This window comes from Paraburkholderia sacchari (genome assembly GCF_000785435.2).
In the GTDB taxonomy this organism is placed as follows: Bacteria; Pseudomonadota; Gammaproteobacteria; order Burkholderiales; family Burkholderiaceae; genus Paraburkholderia; species Paraburkholderia sacchari.
In genome coordinates, this window is the sequence record NZ_JTDB02000009.1 from 195613 (window position 1) to 215762 (window position 20150).

Below are 20150 nucleotides of genomic sequence, written 5' to 3' on the forward strand. Positions count from 1 at the left end.
AACGTGTCTTCGCGTCCGCCGATTCAGTTCCCCGCATTTAATCCATTCTGGCCGCGGCTGGAGCCTCGACACAGCATTCGGGACGCACACTATTTTATAGTCGCGAACGACGCTGGAGTCCACGGGGCAGCAGAGGCAGCGGCGTTGGCCCCGGCAACTAGACGTGCGATTAGGACAAATGGGACACGAATGCTTAACGCGATTGCAAAATGGCGTCGTGGCGCGGCGCCATCCGGGCGATGATCTGCATCAAATATTCAGCGTTCCTGAAGTCCTAATGTTGAAACAGTTCCGGTCGATTCAGTGGGGCGGTCGGTTCAAACTCAGGAATACAGGAGACGATCGATGATCGGGGGAAAAAGATCTGTGCCACGGTCGAGTCCAACGGAAAGCGCGTCGACGATTGGCGAATATTGCAGTGGGCCAAAGCACCTCGGTGAACTCGGCCTGACGCAGGCGCTGCCCGCGTATTGGTTCTATGAAACGGCGCATGCGGCGCTGCGTCCCGCGCGTGCGTTTGTCGACGCTTGCAGATTCTTTTTTCAGCATCCCGCCAACCCGGCCGCCGCTACTTTTTCGGGCAAACTGGTGGCCGCCACGTGCGAAATGGCCGAGCGTGCCACCCGCCATTACGGGAGACCAGAGTGGAATATCACATCGACCGTCATCGACGGTCAGACAGTGCCTGTGCGTATCACCCCGATTTGGGAGCGACCCTTCTGCCGGCTCATTCATTTTGAACGCTCGCTTAACAACTCCGCGGGAACACAGCCCCGTCTTCTGATCGTCGCGCCGATGTCGGGCCATTACCCGACATTGCTACGGGGGACGGTCCAGGCCTTCTTGCCCAGCCATGACGTCTTTGTGACGGAGTGGGTGGATGCGCGCATTGTGCCGCTTATCGCAGGACGTTTCGATCTCGACGATTACATCGATTATTTGATCGGCATGCTGCATGGTTTTAATGGCGATGTGCACGTGATGGCCGTATGTCAGCCTTCGGTTCCCGTTCTGGCGGCCGTTGCGCTCATGGAGGCCGCCGGCGATCCTGCAGCGCCACGCTCCATGATTCTGATGGGTGGTCCGATCGACACGCGCATCAACCCGACCGCCGTGAACAGGCTGGCAGAACGGCGCGGCATCGAATGGTTTCGGCGCAACGTGATCACAAAGGTTCCGTTCCCCAATCCCGGGTTCATGCGTGATGTCTATCCGGGCTTCCTTCAACTATACGGATTCATGGTCATGAATCTCGACCGGCATATGGAAGAGCATTGGAAGCTGTTTGAGCATCTGGTCGCCGGCGACCACGATTCGGCTCAAAAGCATCGGGAGTTCTATGACGAATATCTCGCAGTAATGGATCTCAGTGCCGAATTTTATCTTCAGACCTGCGATACCGTCTTTATTCGTCATGCACTACCGAAAGGCGAGATGACTCACCGCGGGCGACCCGTTGACCCCTCCCAGATACACGGGGTCGCGCTAATGACCGTCGAAGGTGAGCACGACGATATTTCAGGGGTAGGCCAGACGGAAGCGGCGCACCTGCTCTGCCCGAATATCCCGGCCCCGCGGCATTTACATTGGCTCCAGCACGGAGTGGGGCATTACGGTGTATTTAACGGAGAGCGTTTTCGTACCGAGGTCGTTCCTGAGGTAACGGATTTCATTCTTTCAACGGAGAAAAAATAAAGGTATTGAAGCGAGGAGATGGGAAAGCCATGTGGATGTCTACGTGGAAGCTGGCTCGCTGAACATCATGGAAAGCGTGACGCTGGTGGAATTACCTCTGACTTCAAAATGCCAAGCGTCCGCGGTTCCGAACGTCGGTCATTGAGTTGATATGCGTCTACGGACAGGACCTGTCGAACCCTGTCCTGGATTCGATCGCCGAATACATCTTTTGTCGGCAGTGCGGGTGAGGAGGCGAAGTTCATGAATATTTTGTTCCCACGGACGACACCCGAGTTCGACGCCGAATCTTTCACGCTGCTCTTTCCCGCGAAGGTGAATGGACAAACAATCCAATGCAGCATTACCGCCGAGGCACTCGAAGATCATTTTGGTGCGGCCTCGATCAGCGAGACGGAGCTCGTGAAGGCATTTGGCGCGCATCGGAGCGCCATCGAAAAAGTAGCGGCCCTGATGATCGAGGCGACGCGCGGCGCACCGGTCTTGCTGCACAGTGGTGTGTTCCGGCTTTATTCAGATGACACGTGACCATGTGGCGACACAGATCGAAAGCGCGCCGCCACCGGGTTCAGTTGGCTAATAACTGAGCGACATCAACGTGCTCCGGTTGTCGACTGGCTTGTCGGCACACGCTTTCGACCGCGGGCTTGCGTAGCGCGGAAATTCTCGAGACTGCTCAGTTCGCGCTCCAGGGCTGTCTGAATGATGAACTGTCGGGGATGTATGTAAGGCTCAGCCAAAAAAGTCTAGTCGCATCCGTATGTGGGCGATAAGAAATACGAGGTCACGGGGGATGAGTCGATCTGTTCTGCCAGGAGTTGGTACCGTGATGGTCTTACCTGGTGCGTTGGCGAGAACTCGATGAATCGAGTTCGAGGCGACGAATGTCGGTGGGATGTACGCGGAACGGAGCTGCATCCCGCGTTCGCGTGTTGACCCTTTTGACAGGGGTTGCCATGTTGCAGCAACGTTTTATCTACTTTCCAGAAAAGGCTGCGGTCGAGGACATCGTCTCCGATCGACTCGTGGCCTGGCCTACGCCGGAGGCATTCCGGGGCCTCGCCGCCGAACCGCCGGGAACATTGCGCGGAACGGCCATTGTTTTTCATGGCAATGCGGGGCATGCAGGGCATCGTTCCTGCTATGCCACTGCACTCAACCCGCTGGGACTGCGCGTGATCCTCGCCGAATACCCGGGCTATGGGCCACGTGAGGGCTCACCCGATGAAGAAACTCTGGTCGCCGATGCGAAAGAGACCATCGCGCTTGCGCATTCTCACTTTGGCACCCCTATGATGCTGATCGGGGAATCGCTCGGGGCCGGCGTGGTTGCAGCGGCGGGCTCGCGTGAGCGCGACAAGATCGCCGGCTTGCTGCTCATCACGCCATGGGATAGCCTTGAGCATGTCGCCGCTTTCCACTATCCATGGGTGCCCGTGAGGTGGCTGATGCATGACCGATACGACAGCGTAGCCCACCTGGCAGAGTTCGGCCGCCCGGTTCTCGTGGTGGTTGCCGAACGCGACAGCATCGTTCCCGCACGCTTCGGCGAGGCGCTGTATAAAGCGCTGTCCTGTCCGAAACGATTGAAGGTCGTGGAGGCGGCTGAGCATAACGACTGGATTGGCCACATCGACGCTAGCTGGTGGCGGGAGGCGATCGACTTCCTGCTCGCGCCTTCCCGCCAATGAAAGCCCGCTCCGTCCCGTCCCAGCGCGAACGCATCTACATCCTCGATGAGAGGAACAGGCCTGTCGAGGTGTTCGACCGAAGCGAGTGGTCCCGCTGGATGGCCGGGAACGACCTGATCTTTCGTCGCACGCTGCTCGAGAAAGCCGGCGTGACGGTCACTACGCGCTTTCGCGGTGTGGCAGATTCAAGGGCAGGGGAACCCCCGCTCTTCGTGACGCGCATTGCCGGAATGAAATCGCGCGATGACAACGAGAGCTATGGGGCAGCCACGCTCGATGAGGCGCTCGACCGGCACGAACGTATCGTGCAGAAAATCCTGCGGATGTTGGCCATGCCGTGACCGGCGCGCGGCTTACGCGCTGACGTCGCGCGCTCTGGCTCAGGCATCAGTGTCGAACTGGCCGCAGTGTGCGCGTTGCAGCTGATCGCGGGCGACCCTCCGGAATCGGGCTTTCAGGTTCCGGGCGCCACGCCGCTCGGCGACGCCGTCCCGCGCTGAGGGGGCAAGTGGCCGCGACAGAGCTCTGCCGTGTTTTGGATAACCAGACGTCACCGGATGACCGTGCAATCATTCGGTCGGGTTGGGAGATTGAAGATGAAAATAAGCTCAGGAGACTTCCGGGTCCATGAAGGCGTAGCAGTTGATCTCAACAGGTGGCCAACGATCACGACGCCAGTCTATAAATCGAAAGATCAGTATCACGTTATGCTCGCCGAGCATATCGGGCAGCTATCCGCGTTGCAAAGCGTACTCTATGCTGATAATCGCTACGCGGTGCTTTTCATCTTTCAGGCGATGGACGCGGCGGGGAAGGACGGTGTGATCAAGCACGTGATGTCGGGCATCAATCCACAGGGTTGCCAGGTTTTCAGCTTCAAGCATCCGAGCGCGGAAGAACTCCAGCACGATTTCCTGTGGCGAACCACCCGCAGTCTTCCGGAGCGAGGCCGAATCGGGATCTTCAACCGCTCATACTATGAAGAGGTATTGATCCTTCGAGTACATCCGGAGATCCTTCGTGGCGAGGGCTTGTCCGATGAGGCCGGTGCTGGCGAGTCCATTTGGCAGGGCCGTTACCGGTCAATCAACGATCTTGAGAGTCACCTGCATCGCAACGACACGCGCATCGTTAAGTTCTTTCTGCACCTTTCGAAGGAGGAACAGCGCAAGCGCTTTCTCGCACGTATTGACGACCCCGACAAGAACTGGAAATTCAGTACCGCGGACGTCGAAGAGCGAAAGTTCTGGCCTCAATATATGGCTGCCTACGGCCACTGTCTTAGTGCGACCAGCACAAGGTACGCCCCGTGGTACGTCGTGCCCGCAGATGACAAGGAGAACGCCCGGATCATCGTTTCGCAAATTATTTTGGACACGCTTGCGAAGTTGAATCTGCGGTATCCCGCAGCGAGTACGGACAGGAGAGACGAATTGTCCGAAATTCGCGCACAGCTTGATGGTGAGCAAGCCAGATAGGCGGGGGCCGCACCGCGCCGCGCCTTGCTTCCCGCATACGAGCACCCATAGGGCTGCTGGTACTGACGTATTCAATCAGCCGCCTCTGTCGACGTACACAGGATGGCAACAGCCCTATTTCCATTGTTTGCGTATTAAGGCGGCAACTGCGCGCAAGCGACGCTCACGCTCCTGTTTGAACCATTTCAGCGTTCGTTCTGGCTCACCTGTGGCGGCAAGCAGCGGCGCGTTGTCGCGTAAAAGGTTCTCGCTCGCGACAACGTCATTCAAGGCGCCGAAACGTTTCTGGACTTCCTTGAGTTCATTCAATGTTTTCCGATGTCCTCTGGACAGTACGGGGCCGAACAGTTCCAGCAGGTACCGAGCCTTCTTTCCGGCCTTTCGAACATCATGGAAAGCTGCAAAGTTTGACCGTTTCGCTTTGGACGCGCGCCTCATCCGTCGGCGTAACTGGCTTTCCGATATTGCGACACGCTCATCCGAGAAGGCCTGGAGAGGTTGTCTGTCCTGCCTGGCGACCAGTTCATCCGAGGTCTGCGACAGGACTCCAAGCAGTTGCGTCTTCGTTGCCGGATTCGAAAATACTTCTCTGCCGACATCGAGTGCTTTCTGTCGAGCCTCCAATATTTCGGGGGGCAGCGCTTTCCAATCTTCCCGTTGAAGCTTGAGCAGTTCGATCAAGATGTCGTAGTCACGTGTCCGGCCAGCCGTATCGGCGAGAGACCTGAAAAGTTCCCTCTGGCTGGTGTTTTCCCCTGCGTCCAGCAAGGGCCGGTAAGCCCACCATAACGATCGCAGGCGGCGCATGGTAATGCGCAGTTGATGGAGTCCCTCGGCGGAGGGGTCGCTTGCAACTGTCCTGGCCTGTTCGATAGCTTGATTGACGAGTGGCGACGCGATAGCCGGAAATGAGGTTTCAGCGCATGCTTCGCGTAGCTCGTGTTGGTCGTTGCTCATTCGACCTCCAGACTATGTCAGATAACCTGCATCGCGTGTCACGACGTCACCGTCGATCCGATAAACAAAGCATCGCTTTCTTTCAATATAACTTGAACAACATTTGGAGCTGAAGTCAGAAGGCAGGAAACCTGGCCCGAGATGACCGTGTCTCGCTCACGATTGATCACGACACTCCGGACATCATGGCAATTGCAGGCTTGTCCATGGCAGCGCATGCGCGACTGGTGACAGTGGGCGGCGACAATTAGCTTGGCCGGTCGTTGACGTTTGTTTTGGCCGGTGGTGAGGAGTCGGAGGCGGCGTAGCCGCTGGAGACGACGAACCACCGGCGGCGCTGCGTCGGCGGGGCAATAGGATGGCTGATCGATTCTTAAAGAAGAAGCGGTCAGCACATGTCTGGAACCCGCATCACCGACCAACAGGTCCGCCTTGGGCGGCGACAATTAGCTTGGCCGGTCGTTGACGTTTGTTTTGGCCGGTGGTGAGGAGTCGGAGGCGGCGTAGCCGCTGGAGACGACGAACCACCGGCGGCGCTGCGTCGGCGGGGCAATAGGATGGCTGATCGATTCTTAAAGAAGAAGCGGTCAGCACATGTCTGGAACCCGCATCACCGACCAACAGGTCCGCCTCTACATGAACAAGCGCAAACATCATTCGCAGGAAGTTGCGGCTGCCAAAGCAGGAATAAGCGTGCGCAGCGCACGCCGCATCGAGCGTGACGCGACGTTGCCATCCCAGAAGCCGCGGCGCTCTTGGCGTACGCGTCCCGATCCATTTGTCGATGTCTGGGACAGCGAAGTCGTGCCGTTGCTGCGTAACATCCCCCACCTGATGGGCATTACGGTCCTGCGCAAGCTGCAGGAGGATCACCCGGATCGCTATCCCGACAGCATGCGTCGTACGCTGGAACGACGCATTTCTCAATGGCGGGCGCTCGAAGGTCCCAGCCAGGAGATCTTCTTCCCGCAGGAGCATCAGCCCGGCGTGCGCGGGCTGTCGGACTTTACCGACATGAGCAAGCTGTGCGTGACGATCGGCGGCGCACCGTTCGAGCACCGGCTGTATCACTTCGTGCTCGCGTTCTCTCGTTGGGAGTATGCATGCGTGGTCGACGGCGGCGAGAGTTTCGAGGCACTCGCAACCGGCTTGCAGAACGCGTTGTGGCAGGCAGGAGGTTGTCCGCGTGAGCACCGCACCGACAGCCTGTCGGCCGCCTTCAAGAACCTTAGAGAGAAGGAAGACTTCACGGCCCGATACAAGGCGCTGCTCGATCACTACGAGATGCAGGGTACGCGCAACAATCGCGGTCTGGCTCACGAGAACGGGAGTGTCGAATCCTCGCACCGATATCTGAAGGACGCCGTCGATCAAGCGCTGATGCTGCGTGGCCATCGCGACTTCGTTGATCGTGCCGCCTACGATGAATTCATCCGCGAGCAGGTGATGCGTCGAAACCGGCGTAACGCCGCCGCGTTCCGCATCGAGCGCCAACAGCTTCAGGATCTGCCGGATTACCGTACCACCGACTTCGTCGAGGAAGAAGCGCCTGTGACCCGCTGCAGCACATTCACGGTGCGCGGCATCCTCTACAGTGCGCCGTCGCGCCTGATTGGTCACCGGCTGAAGGTGCGCGTCTACGGCGACAGGCTCGACTGTTACCTGTCCGGCGTGCTGGTGCACAGCACCGCCCGGGGCAGCCGTGCGAACGACAACCGTTACGCGCTTGATTACCGCCACTTCATTGGCTCCCTGAAGCGCAAGCCGCAGGCGTTCAAGGGGCTCGCGTTTCGTGACGCACTGTTCCCGCGCGAGGCCTACCGCCGGACCTGGGAGCAACTCGATGCCCGCCTGTCGCAACGCGAAGCATGCAAGACGATGGTTGGCCTGCTTGAACTGGCCGGCCTGCACGGTGTCGAGGCCATACTGGCGTCACAGCTTGACGCGTTGCTGGACGCCGGCGAACTGCCCGATCTCAAGGCGCTGCGTGAGCAGTACGCACCCCGTGATGCCTCGTGCCCCGAGGTGGTGGTCCAGATGCCGCCCGTTGCAGTCTATGACGCGCTGCTCGAGGAGATGGCAGCATGAACGCGCCCGCACATGACGGTGGCCGCCTGGCCCTGATGCTCAACGAGCTGCGCCTGCCAACGATCGGCAGGTTGTGGCCCGAGTTCGCCGAGCGTTCGGACAAGGAGGGATGGCCGGCCACGCGACTGCTTGGTGCACTGCTTGAGCACGAGCTGGCCGAGCGCGCCAAGCGACGTATAGAGCGGCACCGGACCGAGTCGCAGATGGACCCGACCAAGACGCTTGCGAGCTTCGACTTTAGCGCCGTACCAATGGTCTCGAAGGCCCATATCACGGCACTGGCCACCGGCGAGTCGTGGCTGGAGAAAGGCGCCACGGTCCTTCTGTTTGGGCCACCCGGGGTCGGGAAAAGCCATCTGGGTTCAGCCATCGGGCACGCCCTGATCGACGCCGGATACCGCGTACTGTTCACACGCACCAGCGAGCTCGTCCAGAAGCTTCAGGCAGCCCGCCAGAGCCTGCAGTTGCCTTCAGCACTGGCCAGGTTGGACCGCTTCGATTTGATCATCCTGGACGACCTGTCGTACGCGCGCAAGGACCAGGCCGAGACCAGCGTCCTGTTCGAGCTGATTGCCGAGAGGTATGAGCGCAAAAGTCTCCTGATAACGGCCAATCAACCGTTCTCGGGCTGGAATGCCGTGTTCCCTGACCCCGGCATGACGGTCGCCGCCATCGACCGGCTTGTGCATCACTCGACGATCTTCGAGCTCAACGTCGAAAGCTATCGCCGCCGCAAGGCCGGCGACAAGCAGAATGCACGGCGGCGTCAATTAAACGATGACAACCCGTTTAGCAGCCAGTTGCCGGAAGACGGCAACGTTACGCAGTAGCGGTGAGCGTCAACTACGCCATCACGCAACGACAACTACGAAGGAGGAACGCCAAATATGACCTGATACCCAACGACAACCACCCCGTTGACCGGCCAAAATAGTTGTCGCTGACCGGCCACGCTGCTTGACGCTCTCTATGACAGATCGTACCGAAGCGGAAAGGGTCCTTCAGCTGCTTCAGCTCAGGTATCCGGAACTGATTTCCCTGCCGATATCCATGTCCTCGTTCGACGACATCCGAATCTTTCGCTTAACACCTGTAGTCATATCCGTGCTCGACTATTCAAAGGGCTTCCGGAACGCGGAACTTGTCACTTTCTGAAGGTTCTTCGTGGCAGGGATGAACCGTATGACGCGAAACTCCGGTAGCGGGAGCAGATGGGCAGCCTGCACAAAAGCTGGCTGCGTCTATGCATTGACTTTCTTCACTATTGGGTTTGCAGTCGGCGCATTGTTGATCCATGTCAAGAGGACCGCGCCACAGTTCCATAGGCTCATTGTGTAAGTCGCCGTTCCCATCCATCGGCGAAGGATCTGAATCGTGGCCTTCGTCCCTGGACACCTCACGTTCCCGGAGAGCGCATCTTCTGCGCGCATAAAGAGCATGTCCCCGGCCTCACCCCTTCATTTAAGCGCGCTCGACCGTGACGGCCTTCAGACGCTCATCGATGTGCTCCACGCTAGTGGCTATCAGGTGCTAGGCCCGACCCTGAGAGACCAGGCGATCGTCTACGATGATGTGAAGTCGCTTGAAGACTTTCCGATAGGGTGGACGGACCGGCAGGAAGCCGGCCGGTACCGGATTGAACGCCGCGCCGACAACGCGCTTTTCGGATTTGCGGTTGGGCCGCATTCCTGGAAGCGCTTTCTTCACCCTCCCGTCGAGCGGCTCTTCTCCGTCGTCAAAGACGGTACCGGCCTGTCAATCGACCCCGACAAAGGCGAACCACAAAAGCTCGCATTCATCGGCGTAAGAGCGTGTGAACTGCAGGCGATTGCCATACAGGATCGCGTGTTTTGCGAAGGCCGTTATGTCGATCCGCGCTATGCGCAGCGCCGGCGCGGCGCGTTCATCGTAGCCGTTAATTGCAGTGAGGCGGGCGGCACGTGCTTTTGCGTCTCCATGCAAACGGGGCCGGCGGTCGAAGCGGGTTTTGACATGGCATTGACGGAGTTGCCCGCGGTAGAGGGTGCCGACCTTCTTGTCGAGGTGGGCAGCGAAGCGGGCGCTGCGCTTCTGCGGCAGGTTCCACATCGCCCGGCGACCGCGGCGCAGATCGCAGCAGCGCGTGGTGTCGTGACTCGCACGGCAAACCGGATGGGCCGCTCGATGGAGACGGCAGGGATCAAGGCCCTCCTGCAGGATAACCCGCACCACCCGCGTTGGAACGATGTCGCCGCGCGATGCCTGAGCTGTGGCAATTGCACGATGGTGTGCCCCACGTGCTTCTGCACGACTGTGGAGGACACAGGCGACCTGGCCGGAGGGACGGCTGTGCGTACGCGGAAATGGGACTCGTGTTTCACGCTGGGCTTCACCCATTTGCACGGCGGCAGCGTGAGGCAGACGGGTGCTGCGCGCTACCGTCAATGGTTGACGCACAAACTGGCGAACTGGATCGACCAGTATGGCACTTCGGGCTGTGTCGGCTGCGGGCGATGCATCACGTGGTGCCCGGTTGGGATCGACATCACGGAAGAAGTGGCGGCTATGCAGGCTTCGGCTATGGCAGTGCGGGAGGAGCGGCATGAAGGCGCTTGACCTCCTGCTTGGCGAGCATCCGCTCTTTGCCGGTATCGAGCCCGCACACCTGGCCATCATCCAGGGCTGTGCGCGACTTTGCCGGTTCGAATCCGGCCATTACATCTTTCGCGAAGGTGAGCCGGCGGACGAGTTTTTCGTGATCCGCAATGGTCGCGTCGCACTGGAAATCGGTGCGCCCGGGCATCAGCCCGTGGTGTTCGAGACGCTTGGAGCCGGCGAAATGGTCGGGGCGTCATGGCTCATTCCACCGTACCGGTGGATGTCTGACGCACGCGCGATGGAGCCGACTGGCGCGATCGGCATAGACGCCGCGTGCCTGCGCGAGAAGTGCGAGCGCGACCACGATCTCGGCTATCTGATGATGAAACGCTTCCTGCCGGTTCTCGCGGAACGGCTTCATGCCACCCGTCTGCAGATCCTCGATGTCTATGGAAAGCACTGACGTTTTGCTGGAGCGGCCTGCCGATCCGCTTGTCCCGCAGGTCTATCGCGTGACCCGTCGGCGTCGCGAGCTGGCAGATACGGTCACGCTCGACATCGCGCCGGTGTCTGGCAAGCGGCCGCCCGCCGCGCCGGGGCAGTTCAACATGCTGTATGCCTTCGGCGTTGGCGAAGTGCCCGTCAGCATGAGCGGTGACACCGCAAGCGCCGATGTGTTTGTGCACACAATCCGCGAAGTTGGCGCGGTCAGCCGGGCGCTCGTTCGTCTCGAAACCGGCGCGTGCCTGGGCGTGCGTGGGCCGTTCGGTACGGGCTGGCCGATGCGGGACACTGTGGGCGCGGATGTTGTCATCGTGGCCGGAGGGCTCGGGCTGGCGCCCCTTCGCCCGGCAGTCCGCGAAATCCTGGCGAATCGCAGCCGGTACGGCCACGTCGTGATCCTGTTCGGTTGCCGTCATCCTCGCGAGATGCTGTATGGCCGCGAGCTGGAACGGTGGCGCCAGCGTTTCGACATCGAGGTCGAAGTGATCGTGGATCACGCGGATGCCAACTGGCGAGGGCATGTCGGTGTTGTGCCCGCCTTGATCGCGCGTGCGTCGTTTGATGCTGGCCATACCACGGCGTTGATTTGCGGGCCTGAATTGATGATGCGGTTCTCGGTCAGCGCATTGAGTTGCCGAGGCGTGGCAGACGAGCGTATCTATGTGTCGTTGGAGCGCAACATGAAATGCGCCGTGGGACACTGCGGTCACTGCCAGTTCGGCCCGGCATTCGTCTGCCGCGATGGGCCCGTGATGCGTTACGACACGATCGCACGCAGCTTTGCCATTCGGGAGATATAAGGTGTCCGAACGACGTCGTCCGAAGCTCGCGGTGTGGAAATTCGCGTCATGCGACGGCTGCCAGCTCTCCCTGCTCGATTGTGAAGACGAGTTGTTGGCGCTGGCTGACACCGTCGAGATCGCGCACTTCGCCGAAGCCTCAAGCGCTGCCACGCGCGGCCCCTATGACCTTTCTCTTGTCGAGGGCTCCATCACGACGGAGCAGGACGCCAAACGCATCTGCCAGGTGCGCCGGCAATCCCGCCGTCTCGTCACGATAGGCGCGTGCGCGACGGCAGGCGGTATCCAGTCGCTGCGCAATTTTGCCGACGTGCAGGAGTGGATGGCGGCGGTCTACGCGTCGCCACAGTACGTTGCGACGCTGGCCACGTCCACGCCGATTTCGGCCCATGTTGCCGTCGATTACGAGCTTCAGGGCTGTCCCGTCAACAAGGCCCAACTGCTCGAGGTGATCTCCGCGTTGCTCATCGGCCGCAAGCCGGCCGTTCCCGAACATAGCGTCTGCGTCGAATGCAAGGCGAGCGGCACCGTGTGCGTGATGGTGCAGGGCACGGCTTGTCTCGGTCCCGTGACCCATGCGGGCTGCGGCGCGCTGTGTCCTTCGTTCCGGCGCGGCTGCTTTGGCTGCTACGGCCCGATGGAGACACCGAACACCGCTTCGCTCGCCAGACAATGGCAGGCCCTCGGCGCTTCGCCGCGCGACATTCAGCGGGCGTTTCGCACGTTCTACGCCGTCGTCGAGCCGTTTCGCAAGGAGAGCGAATCACATGGGCGATAGCACGCGCACGATCCACGTTGATTACCTTGCCCGCGTCGAAGGCGAGGGCGCGATCGACCTGCGCATTCGCAACGAGCGACTGGCGTCGGTCAGGCTGCGTATCTTCGAGCCACCGCGCCTGTTTGAAGCTCTGCTCAAGGGGCGCGGTTATGCCGAAGTCCCCGATATTGTCGCCCGCATTTGCGGAATCTGTCCAATCGCCTATCAGATGAGTGCGGTTCACGCGATCGAGAACGCGTTTGGCGTGCGCGTTGACGGGCAACTGCGGGCGCTGCGGCGTCTTATCTACTGCGGCGAGTGGATCGAGAGTCACGCGCTGCACGTGGTGATGCTGCATGCCCCGGATTTTCTCGGTTTCCCGGACGCGATCTCCATGGCGCGCGAACATGGCGACGCAGTGCGGCGCGGCCTTGCGCTGAAGAAGGCCGGCAATACGCTGCTGCGGGTGCTCGGCGGCCGCGAAGTCCATCCGGTCAACGTGAGGGTGGGTGGGTTCTATCGGTTGCCTGGGCGCACGGAACTCGTTCCGGTCGAGGCGACGCTTCGCGAGGCGCGCGACAACGCCATTGAACTGGTGCGGTGGGTCGCGTCCTTTCCGTTTCCCGATTTTGAGCGCGATTATGAGTTCGTCGCACTGCGCCATCCTGATGAGTATCCCTTCAACGAAGGGCGCCTCGTTTCGAGTCGCGGCATCGACATCGACGCCAGCGCCTTCGATACCGAATTCGAGGAACGGCAAGTTCCGCACTCGACCGCGCTGCATGCGCGCGTGAAGCGGCGCGGTGCGTATCTCGTCGGTCCGCTTGCGCGCTACGCGCTGAACTTCGACCGTCTGCCTCTGTCCGTCCGTACGCTCGCGAGGGAGGCCGGGATTGCCTCGGTATGCGGAAATCCGTTTCGCAGCATTGTGGTCCGTGCGCTCGAAATCGTGTTTGCCTGCGAAGAAGCGCTGCGTCTGATCGCGGAATACGAGCCGCCCGAGCTCGCGGTCGTGCCCTTCGAGCCAACCGCCGGTGTGGGCTTTGGCTGCACAGAGGCGCCACGCGGCATTTGCTGGCACCGGTACGCTATCGATTCAGACGGCACGATACGCGAGGCACGGATCGTGCCCCCCACAGCGCAAAACCAGTCAAGCATCGAGGACGATCTCGAGGCACTCTCTGCACCGCTCGTCAACGCACCCGACGACGTGATCCGCCACCGCTGCGAGTGCGGTGTGCGCAATCACGACCCCTGTATCTCATGTGCCGCACATTTCCTTACATTGAAGGTGGACCGAACATGACAGAGCCGATTGCGCGGCAAGCGCCGCTACAGACCACCCGCAGTGTGAGGGTGATCGGAATTGGCAACCCGGATCGCGCCGACGACGGCGTCGGCTGTCTTGTCGCGCAGCGGCTCGCAGGACGTTTGCCGGCGGACGTCGCGGTGCTGACACGCGGCGGCGACATGATGGATATCGGCGACGACATGGTGGGCATTGATGCGCTCGTGTGCATCGACGCCGCCAGGCCGGCTGGCTCGCCGGGAAGCATCACCCGCATTGATCTGGAGAAGCAGTTACTGCCAGGAGGTGGGACATTCGCGTCGAGCCATGGCTTCGGTCTTGCCCAGACCATCGCGCTTGCACTGGCACTGGGCACGGCGTCGCAGGACATCGTGATCTACGCGATCGAAGGGGCGTCATTCGAACCCGGCGCTGCGATGACGCCGGAAGTCGCAGCGGTTGTGCAGGACGTGGCCGCGCGAGTCGTGGCAGAGGTAGACAGGCTTCGGAGTGGCACAAGCAAGGAGGCGAGCGATGCATGAAACAGGATTGGTACGCGATCTCGTGCAGAAGGTTGCACACGCGGCGCAGGAGGCGCGAGCAGAGAGCGTGAGCGACGTCCACGTCTGGATGGGGGTGCTGGCCCCGATTTCGGAAGCGCATTTCCGTGAGCATTTCGAGGAAGAGGCTCGCGGCACGCCCGTTGCGGGCGCGGTGCTGCATGTTGAATCCTCGGACGACATTCAGAATGAGAATGCGCAGCACGTCATGTTGAAGCGGTTTTGCCTGCGGTTACCCGATAAGAAGAGACACACATGATGCGGCCAGTCTTGCGCGCCGCCGGCGTGGGGGGATCTCGCCAGCGCTTGCGGATCGAAGCGACAGGCGCGATACAGGGCGTCGGATTCCGGCCGTTTGTCTATCGGCTCGCGGCAAGCGAAGGGCTAGGCGGCTTCGTGCGCAATACCGGCGACGGCGTCGTGCTCGAGGTGGAAGGTCCGGTGCAGGCGCTGACGCGCTTTGTCGAGCGGTTCGACACGGAGGCCGCCGCGCCCATGTCCGTGCGTGCGCGCCGTGTCGAGGAGATCGACCCTCAGGGCGCTGACACCTTCGAGATCGCACCCAGCACGTGCGAGGCAGAGCGTCTGGCTGTCGTGCTGCCCGATCTGGCCGTTTGCGGCGAGTGCCTTGCCGAGATGTCCGATCCCGGCGATCGGCGCTATCGCTATCCATTCACGACCTGCATGCATTGCGGTCCGCGGTTTTCCATCATCAATGGCGTTCCTTATGATCGTGTGCGCACCTCCATGCGGCAGTTCAAGATGTGCACCGCCTGCCAGGCGGAGTACGACGATCCGGCATCACGGCGCTTTCACGCCGAAACCAACGCATGCCCGATGTGCGGACCGACGCTCGCGCTATGGGACGTGGCCGGGAACGAGCGTGCGGCGGGCGGGCAGGCGCTGAGCGAGGCAGTCGACGCCCTGCGCCAGGGTGCCATTGTCGCCATGAAGGGCCTCGGCGGTTTCCAGTTGCTGGCCGACGCGCGAAACGAGCTGACGGTGCAGCGTCTGCGGGCACGTAAAGGCCGCCCGTCGAAGCCGTTCGCCATCATGGTCCCGACCTGCGATGATGCCGCGGCGCTGGCCGAAATCGACGCAGTCGAGCGTGCCCTGCTGTGCTCTGCCGCGGCGCCGATCGTGCTGTTGCGTTCGCGCTCCGACGGAGCAAAGCTTGCGCGAGCCGTAGCGCCGGGGCACAACGCATGGCTTGGCGTCATGCTGCCCTATACACCTTTGCATCATCTGCTCATGCGTGAGCTGGGTTTTCCAGTCGTCGCGACGAGCGGCAACCGGAGCGGCGAACCCGTCGTCGCCAGCGAGCACGAAGCGCTCGAACGGCTCGGTGGGCTGGCGGAGTGTTTTCTCGTACATGACCGACCGATCCTGCATCCCGTGGACGACCCGGTCGTCAGGGTGATTGCGGGCGAGCCCGTCGTGCTGCGCCACGCGCGGGGCTACGCGCCACTCGATCTCGCCCTGAACGGCCGGGAAACGCCGGATACCGCCTGCGTTGCGCTGGGCGCTCACGGCAAGAGTGCCGTCGCGCTCGCGTCAAAGGGCAGCGTGGTGCTGGGCCCGTATATCGGCGATCTCGACGGCAGCGAGGCGCGCGCGGCGTTTGCCCGCTCGATCGCTACGATGAAGGCGTTATACGGCGTGACGCCAGGCGTGGTTGCCTGCGACGCCCATCCGGACTACTACAGCACGCAGTACGCACAGCGCCAGGCGTCTGAACCTCGGCGCGTACCTCATCACCTTGCCCATGTTCTTTCGGGGATGGTCGAGCACGGGCTGGAGGGGCCGCTGCTGGGCGTCGCCTGGGATGGTACCGGATATGGCGACGACGGGAGTGTCTGGGGCGGCGAGTTCCTCGCGATCGACGCCGGCCGCTGCCGCCGCGTGGCGCATTTGCTGCCGTTCCGCCTTCCTGGCGGCGAGGCGGCGGCACGGCAACCGACCCGCGCTGCGCTCGGCGTCCTGCACGCGATGCACGGCGAGGCCGCATTGAGCATGACGTCACTTGCGCCCGTCACCGCCTTCACGGCGCACCAGCGCGGGCTTTTCGTCGCCATGCTGGGCCGGGGCATCTGTTCCCCGTGGACATCGAGCGCCGGAAGGCTGTTCGATGCCGCCGCCGCAATACTTGGGCTTTGTTCGCATTCGAGCTTTGAAGGCGAGGCGGCAATCGCACTGGAAAGCGCCGCTACGGGGGCAGCGTGGGCTTATCCGCTGGAGGCGCCAGTGCTGCGCGAAGAAGGGCGCACGCTCATTGCGGACTGGCGGCCGGCGGTGGCATCGCTTACCCGGGCGATCGCAGAACAGGTTCCAGCAGGCCCGCTCGCGCGCGGCTTCCACGAGGCGCTCGCCGACCTCATCGTTGCCGTGGCGCGACGCGTCGGCATGCATCGGGTGTTGCTCACTGGGGGATGCTTCCAGAACGCCATGCTGGCGCTCGGTGCGATCGACCGGCTACGGACGGCGGGGTTCGACGTGCGGACCCACCACCGCGTGCCACCCAACGACGGTGGACTGGCCGTTGGGCAGGCCGCGTTCGCGTTGCGTCCGTTGATCGAGGAGAAGGCATGATGTGTCTCGCGGTGCCTGGAAGGCTGCTCGATGTCAACGGCGAAGATGCGCTTGCGCGTCAGGGGCGTGTCGCCTTCGGCGGTATCGTCAAGCAAGCGAATCTGGCTTACGTTCCTGAAGCGCGCCCTGGCGATTATGTGCTGGTGCACGCGGGCTTCGCGATTGCCGTGATCGACGAGCGCGAGGCCGCGCGGACGCTCGATTTTCTGGCTGCCGCTGGCGGCGGCGAGGGGGCCGGCTCATGAAGCACGTCGACGAATGGCGCAGCGAATCGCTTGCGCGCCGTTATGCGGATGCGATTGCGCGGATCACGACGCGACCGTGGTCCATCATGGAAATCTGCGGGGGGCAGACGCATTCAATCGTGCGCTACGGCATTGACCGCATGCTGCCCGATGGTGTCACGCTGCTTCATGGCCCGGGTTGCCCGGTTTGCGTGACGCCGGCGAGTGTCATCGATACCGCCATCGCCATGGCCAGCCGCCCTGACATTACGTTCTGCTCGTTCGGCGACATGGTGCGCGTGCCCGGGAACGGTGGCAGTCTGCTGGGCGCCAGCGCGCACGGTGCCGATCTCAGGATCGTGTATTCGCCGCTCGATGCGCTTGCCATTGCGCGAAAGGAACCGGGCCGCAACGTGGTGTTCCTCGCGATCGGCTTCGAGACAACAGCGCCCGCCACGGCGATGGCGGTGCTTCAGGCCGAACGCGAGGGGATTGCGAACTTCTTTCTGCTCGTCTCGCATGTGCTCGTGCCACCGGCGATCGAGGCGATCCTGAGCGACCCGGAAAGCAGTGTACAGGGCTTTCTGGCGGCCGGACATGTCTGCACCATCACAGGCTATGCCGGCTACGAGGCCATCGCCTGGCGTCATCATGTGCCGATCGTCGTGACGGGGTTCGAGCCCGTCGATCTCCTGCAGGGTGTCTATTTGTGTATTCGACAGCTCGAATCGGGCAGCGCCGCGGTTGAGAACCAGTACAGCCGCATCGTTCCGCGTGAAGGCAACCACGCGGCGCTGGAGGCCGTGGCGAAGGTATTCATCGTGCAGTCACAGCACTGGCGCGGAATGGGGGAAATCGCGGCGAGCGGACTTGGGCTCGCGCCTGCTTACGCGCAGTACGACGCGCTTGTGCGTTTTGGCGACGGGGCGGTACCGCCTGGACACGCAGGCGTGTGCATTTCGGCCGAGTTGCTGCGGGGCCGCAAGCGCCCGGCGCAATGCCCAGCTTTCGGCACGCGTTGTACGCCGGATCATCCGCTGGGCGCGACCATGGTGTCGTCGGAGGGCGTGTGCGCCGCCTACTACCGCTACCGGCGCACGGAGCAGCGGCTCGCCGGCGATACGGCCGGCGCCGCGGCGTAAAAATGGAGAACGGGAGACCCGGATGAACGAGCCCTTCGATTTTTCGCTTGCCTGCCCGGCATCCTCCGCGAGCAACGACGTCATCGAACTGGGGCATGGCGGCGGCGGCCGGCTTACGCATCGCCTGATCGACGAGATTTTTCGTCCAGCATTCGCAACCAGTCCCGGCGATTTCACGCACGACGGAGCAATGCTCGAGCCTGGCGGCAACGGTGCGCGCCTTGCCTTCACTACCGATTCCTATGTGGTGCGTCCGCTGTTCTTTCCGGGCGGCGATATTGGATCGCTGGCCATCAACGGCACGGTCAACGATCTGGCCATGTGCGGCGCCGAGCCTTTATGCCTGAGTGTCGCGTTCGTTATGGAGGAAGGCCTGCCCATCGACGACTTGCGGCGGATCGTCGAGTCGATGCAAGGCGCGGCAGCAAGGGCACGGGTTCGAATCGTGACCGGAGACACGAAAGTCGTCGAACGGGGGCACGGCGACGGTCTCTACGTCAACACGTCGGGCGTCGGCCTGCTGCGCTCACGCTTTGCGGTCGGGCCACAACGTGTCACGGCGAGTGACGTGGTGATCGTGAGCGGGGATGTGGGGCGCCACGGCGTGGCAGTGATGGCCGTGCGGGAGGGTCTCGGCTTCGAGACCGAAATAGCAAGCGATTGCGCTCCGCTTGCGCAGCCCGTGCTATCGCTCATCGAAGCGGGAATCGATGTGCACTGCCTGCGCGATCTGACGCGTGGCGGACTCGCGACCGCGCTGATCGAAATTGCCGAAACGGCTGACGCGGGGATCGAACTCGACGAAGCGGCGGTTCCCGTCTCCGAAACAGTACGCGGCGCCTGCGAGATTCTCGGGCTGGATCCCCTCTATGTTGCGAACGAGGGACGCTTCGTTGCATTCGTGCCGGCCGCGCAGGCCCAACTGGCGCTGGCCTGCTTGCGTCGCTTCGATGAAGGCGCGGCCGTGATTGGCCGTGTCGATGGCCGTGCACGACCGCGCACGGTGTGCATCCGAACGATAGGTGGAGCACGCGAGCTCGACATGCTTAGCGGCGAACAGTTGCCGCGCATTTGCTGAGGAGGTCGGGTCTCGTCACTAGCGTCTATTCGTGCTTGCGCCTCAGCGAACCAAGAATAGGGCTGCATAAATCGGGGCCTCTGGAAGGCGAAAAACCGAGGAAAGCTCAGCCGAACCTCAGCTGGCGCACGCCGCGGCGACCGTGTGTGCCCATGACGATTCGGGTGGGCGGCGCAGTTGCTTGCTGAGACACTGGAGCAACGAGCATAAGTCCTGCCAGGGCCGACTGTGACCAGTCGAACGTGCCGATATGCGGCACCCGCACACACGATCCGACGGTAATGAACGTCGTGAATCCTGTCGTTGTCCGAAGGTTTTGGCTTGACATACGTCGAGCGCTTGGATGCTGCTTGCATGAAAATCGGTTTGCCAGTGCCGGACCCGCGCTCAAAATCAGTTGCGTATATCGGTGCTTGTCTAACTGGAAGTGCCATGCACGGCATTATTCTCCAGCTATTCCCGCGCCGTAGGGACAAATCGTGATCCGCTCGGAATGCCGGATCGTGCTCGCCACGATTGCCGTCTTTGTCGCGCTGATTGGGCTTTATGCGTTGGGGGTGCGCCAGGGGCGCACTGGAACGGGCGATGAAAGATCATGTGATAGCGCATGCAGAACTGGTCGGGACGCTCCGCAAGTAACCCTGCTGAAAATCCGCGTAACAATAGGAGGGCACGAGGCGCTGCTTCGTTCCCCCGATTAAATTCAAGCGGTCTCGTGGAAG

At 61.8% G+C, this 20150-nt stretch carries 20 protein-coding genes; 19 read left to right on the top strand and 1 reads right to left on the bottom strand.

What is annotated here, in order from left to right:
* Positions 1–345 precede the first annotated feature (345 nt).
* The 5 genes from NH14_RS26860 (at position 346) to NH14_RS26880 (ending at position 4864) form a co-directional block, all read left to right on the top strand.
* Positions 346–1695 carry a polyhydroxyalkanoate depolymerase gene (locus NH14_RS26860; RefSeq protein ID WP_052148224.1) on the top strand — a complete coding sequence of 450 codons (1350 nt, stop codon included), beginning with the start codon at positions 346–348 and terminating at the stop codon, positions 1693–1695.
* Between the two features lie 243 nt (positions 1696–1938).
* A complete protein-coding gene (locus NH14_RS26865) occupies positions 1939–2223 on the top strand; it encodes a DUF1488 family protein (protein WP_035529668.1) in 285 nt (94 codons plus the stop codon).
* 356 nt (positions 2224–2579) lie between these two features.
* Positions 2580–3386: an alpha/beta hydrolase gene (locus NH14_RS26870; protein ID WP_052148223.1), complete on the top strand. Its 807-nt coding sequence runs from the start codon at positions 2580–2582 to the stop codon at positions 3384–3386.
* The gene (locus NH14_RS26875) at positions 3383–3727 is read left to right on the top strand and encodes a hypothetical protein (protein WP_035529664.1); all 345 of its coding nucleotides are present in this window, start codon (positions 3383–3385) and stop codon (positions 3725–3727) included. The genes NH14_RS26870 and NH14_RS26875 overlap by 4 nt, the downstream gene beginning before the upstream one ends.
* A gap of 255 nt (positions 3728–3982) precedes the next feature.
* Positions 3983–4864 carry an ADP-polyphosphate phosphotransferase gene (locus NH14_RS26880; protein ID WP_035529662.1) on the top strand — a complete coding sequence of 294 codons (882 nt, stop codon included), beginning with the start codon at positions 3983–3985 and terminating at the stop codon, positions 4862–4864.
* Positions 4865–4978: 114 nt separating this feature from the next.
* Here the strand turns inward: NH14_RS26880 and NH14_RS26885 are convergent, their stop codons facing one another.
* On the bottom strand, positions 4979–5821 hold the full coding sequence (locus NH14_RS26885; RefSeq protein WP_035529660.1) for a CHAD domain-containing protein: 843 nt from the start codon (positions 5819–5821) through the stop codon (positions 4979–4981).
* 594 nt (positions 5822–6415) lie between these two features.
* On the opposite strand from NH14_RS26885, the gene istA reads away from it, so the two are divergent.
* The 14 genes from istA to NH14_RS34150 all read left to right on the top strand — a co-directional run bounded on the left by istA (position 6416) and on the right by NH14_RS34150 (position 20129).
* Entirely contained in the window at positions 6416–7909 is a 1494-nt protein-coding gene (istA, locus tag NH14_RS26895) for an IS21 family transposase (RefSeq protein WP_035535481.1), read from the top strand.
* The gene (gene istB, locus NH14_RS26900; RefSeq protein WP_035535478.1) at positions 7906–8739 is read left to right on the top strand and encodes an IS21-like element helper ATPase IstB; all 834 of its coding nucleotides are present in this window, start codon (positions 7906–7908) and stop codon (positions 8737–8739) included. Before istA ends, istB begins: the two co-directional genes overlap by 4 nt.
* Positions 8740–9283: 544 nt before the next feature.
* Positions 9284–10504: a 4Fe-4S dicluster domain-containing protein gene (locus NH14_RS26905; protein WP_244143447.1), complete on the top strand. Its 1221-nt coding sequence runs from the start codon at positions 9284–9286 to the stop codon at positions 10502–10504.
* Positions 10491–10949, top strand: coding sequence for a cyclic nucleotide-binding domain-containing protein (locus tag NH14_RS26910; RefSeq protein WP_035534452.1), 459 nt, complete (start codon positions 10491–10493; stop codon positions 10947–10949). Before NH14_RS26905 ends, NH14_RS26910 begins: the two co-directional genes overlap by 14 nt.
* A complete protein-coding gene (locus tag NH14_RS26915; protein ID WP_084226004.1) occupies positions 10930–11790 on the top strand; it encodes an FAD/NAD(P)-binding protein in 861 nt (286 codons plus the stop codon). The genes NH14_RS26910 and NH14_RS26915 overlap by 20 nt, the downstream gene beginning before the upstream one ends.
* A 1-nt stretch (position 11791) precedes the next feature.
* Positions 11792–12568, top strand: coding sequence for an NADH-quinone oxidoreductase subunit B family protein (locus tag NH14_RS26920; protein ID WP_035534454.1), 777 nt, complete (start codon positions 11792–11794; stop codon positions 12566–12568).
* Positions 12558–13853, top strand: a complete 1296-nt coding sequence (locus tag NH14_RS26925; RefSeq protein ID WP_035534456.1) for a Ni/Fe hydrogenase subunit alpha — start codon at positions 12558–12560, stop codon at positions 13851–13853. The genes NH14_RS26920 and NH14_RS26925 overlap by 11 nt, the downstream gene beginning before the upstream one ends.
* Positions 13850–14377, top strand: coding sequence for a hydrogenase maturation protease (locus NH14_RS26930; RefSeq protein ID WP_052148598.1), 528 nt, complete (start codon positions 13850–13852; stop codon positions 14375–14377). The genes NH14_RS26925 and NH14_RS26930 overlap by 4 nt, the downstream gene beginning before the upstream one ends.
* On the top strand, positions 14370–14654 hold the full coding sequence (locus NH14_RS26935; protein ID WP_035534457.1) for a hydrogenase/urease maturation nickel metallochaperone HypA: 285 nt from the start codon (positions 14370–14372) through the stop codon (positions 14652–14654). Before NH14_RS26930 ends, NH14_RS26935 begins: the two co-directional genes overlap by 8 nt.
* Positions 14651–16984 carry a carbamoyltransferase HypF gene (gene hypF / locus NH14_RS26940; RefSeq protein WP_202031785.1) on the top strand — a complete coding sequence of 778 codons (2334 nt, stop codon included), beginning with the start codon at positions 14651–14653 and terminating at the stop codon, positions 16982–16984. The genes NH14_RS26935 and hypF overlap by 4 nt, the downstream gene beginning before the upstream one ends.
* Positions 16981–17229, top strand: coding sequence for a HypC/HybG/HupF family hydrogenase formation chaperone (locus NH14_RS26945; protein WP_237179770.1), 249 nt, complete (start codon positions 16981–16983; stop codon positions 17227–17229). The genes hypF and NH14_RS26945 overlap by 4 nt, the downstream gene beginning before the upstream one ends.
* Positions 17226–18350 carry a hydrogenase formation protein HypD gene (gene hypD / locus NH14_RS26950; RefSeq protein ID WP_035534459.1) on the top strand — a complete coding sequence of 375 codons (1125 nt, stop codon included), beginning with the start codon at positions 17226–17228 and terminating at the stop codon, positions 18348–18350. The genes NH14_RS26945 and hypD overlap by 4 nt, the downstream gene beginning before the upstream one ends.
* A gap of 22 nt (positions 18351–18372) precedes the next feature.
* Positions 18373–19428: a hydrogenase expression/formation protein HypE gene (gene hypE, locus NH14_RS26955; RefSeq protein WP_035534460.1), complete on the top strand. Its 1056-nt coding sequence runs from the start codon at positions 18373–18375 to the stop codon at positions 19426–19428.
* Between the two features lie 479 nt (positions 19429–19907).
* Positions 19908–20129: a DUF2964 family protein gene (locus tag NH14_RS34150; RefSeq protein ID WP_161790902.1), complete on the top strand. Its 222-nt coding sequence runs from the start codon at positions 19908–19910 to the stop codon at positions 20127–20129.
* The last annotated feature ends 21 nt before the right edge of the window (positions 20130–20150 follow it).

Coding starts and splice junctions, on each gene's coding strand:
- NH14_RS26860 (WP_052148224.1), top strand. CDS start 346: ATGATCGGGGGAAAAAGATCTGTGCCACGGTCGAGTCCAACGGAAAGC.
- NH14_RS26865 (WP_035529668.1), top strand. CDS start 1,939: ATGAATATTTTGTTCCCACGGACGACACCCGAGTTCGACGCCGAATCT.
- NH14_RS26870 (WP_052148223.1), top strand. CDS start 2,580: ATGTCGGTGGGATGTACGCGGAACGGAGCTGCATCCCGCGTTCGCGTG.
- NH14_RS26875 (WP_035529664.1), top strand. CDS start 3,383: ATGAAAGCCCGCTCCGTCCCGTCCCAGCGCGAACGCATCTACATCCTC.
- NH14_RS26880 (WP_035529662.1), top strand. CDS start 3,983: ATGAAAATAAGCTCAGGAGACTTCCGGGTCCATGAAGGCGTAGCAGTT.
- NH14_RS26885 (WP_035529660.1), bottom strand. CDS start 5,821: ATGAGCAACGACCAACACGAGCTACGCGAAGCATGCGCTGAAACCTCA.
- istA (WP_035535481.1), top strand. CDS start 6,416: ATGTCTGGAACCCGCATCACCGACCAACAGGTCCGCCTCTACATGAAC.
- istB (WP_035535478.1), top strand. CDS start 7,906: ATGAACGCGCCCGCACATGACGGTGGCCGCCTGGCCCTGATGCTCAAC.
- NH14_RS26910 (WP_035534452.1), top strand. CDS start 10,491: ATGAAGGCGCTTGACCTCCTGCTTGGCGAGCATCCGCTCTTTGCCGGT.
- NH14_RS26915 (WP_084226004.1), top strand. CDS start 10,930: ATGTCTATGGAAAGCACTGACGTTTTGCTGGAGCGGCCTGCCGATCCG.
- NH14_RS26925 (WP_035534456.1), top strand. CDS start 12,558: ATGGGCGATAGCACGCGCACGATCCACGTTGATTACCTTGCCCGCGTC.
- NH14_RS26930 (WP_052148598.1), top strand. CDS start 13,850: ATGACAGAGCCGATTGCGCGGCAAGCGCCGCTACAGACCACCCGCAGT.
- NH14_RS26935 (WP_035534457.1), top strand. CDS start 14,370: ATGCATGAAACAGGATTGGTACGCGATCTCGTGCAGAAGGTTGCACAC.
- hypF (WP_202031785.1), top strand. CDS start 14,651: ATGATGCGGCCAGTCTTGCGCGCCGCCGGCGTGGGGGGATCTCGCCAG.
- NH14_RS26945 (WP_237179770.1), top strand. CDS start 16,981: ATGATGTGTCTCGCGGTGCCTGGAAGGCTGCTCGATGTCAACGGCGAA.
- hypD (WP_035534459.1), top strand. CDS start 17,226: ATGAAGCACGTCGACGAATGGCGCAGCGAATCGCTTGCGCGCCGTTAT.
- hypE (WP_035534460.1), top strand. CDS start 18,373: ATGAACGAGCCCTTCGATTTTTCGCTTGCCTGCCCGGCATCCTCCGCG.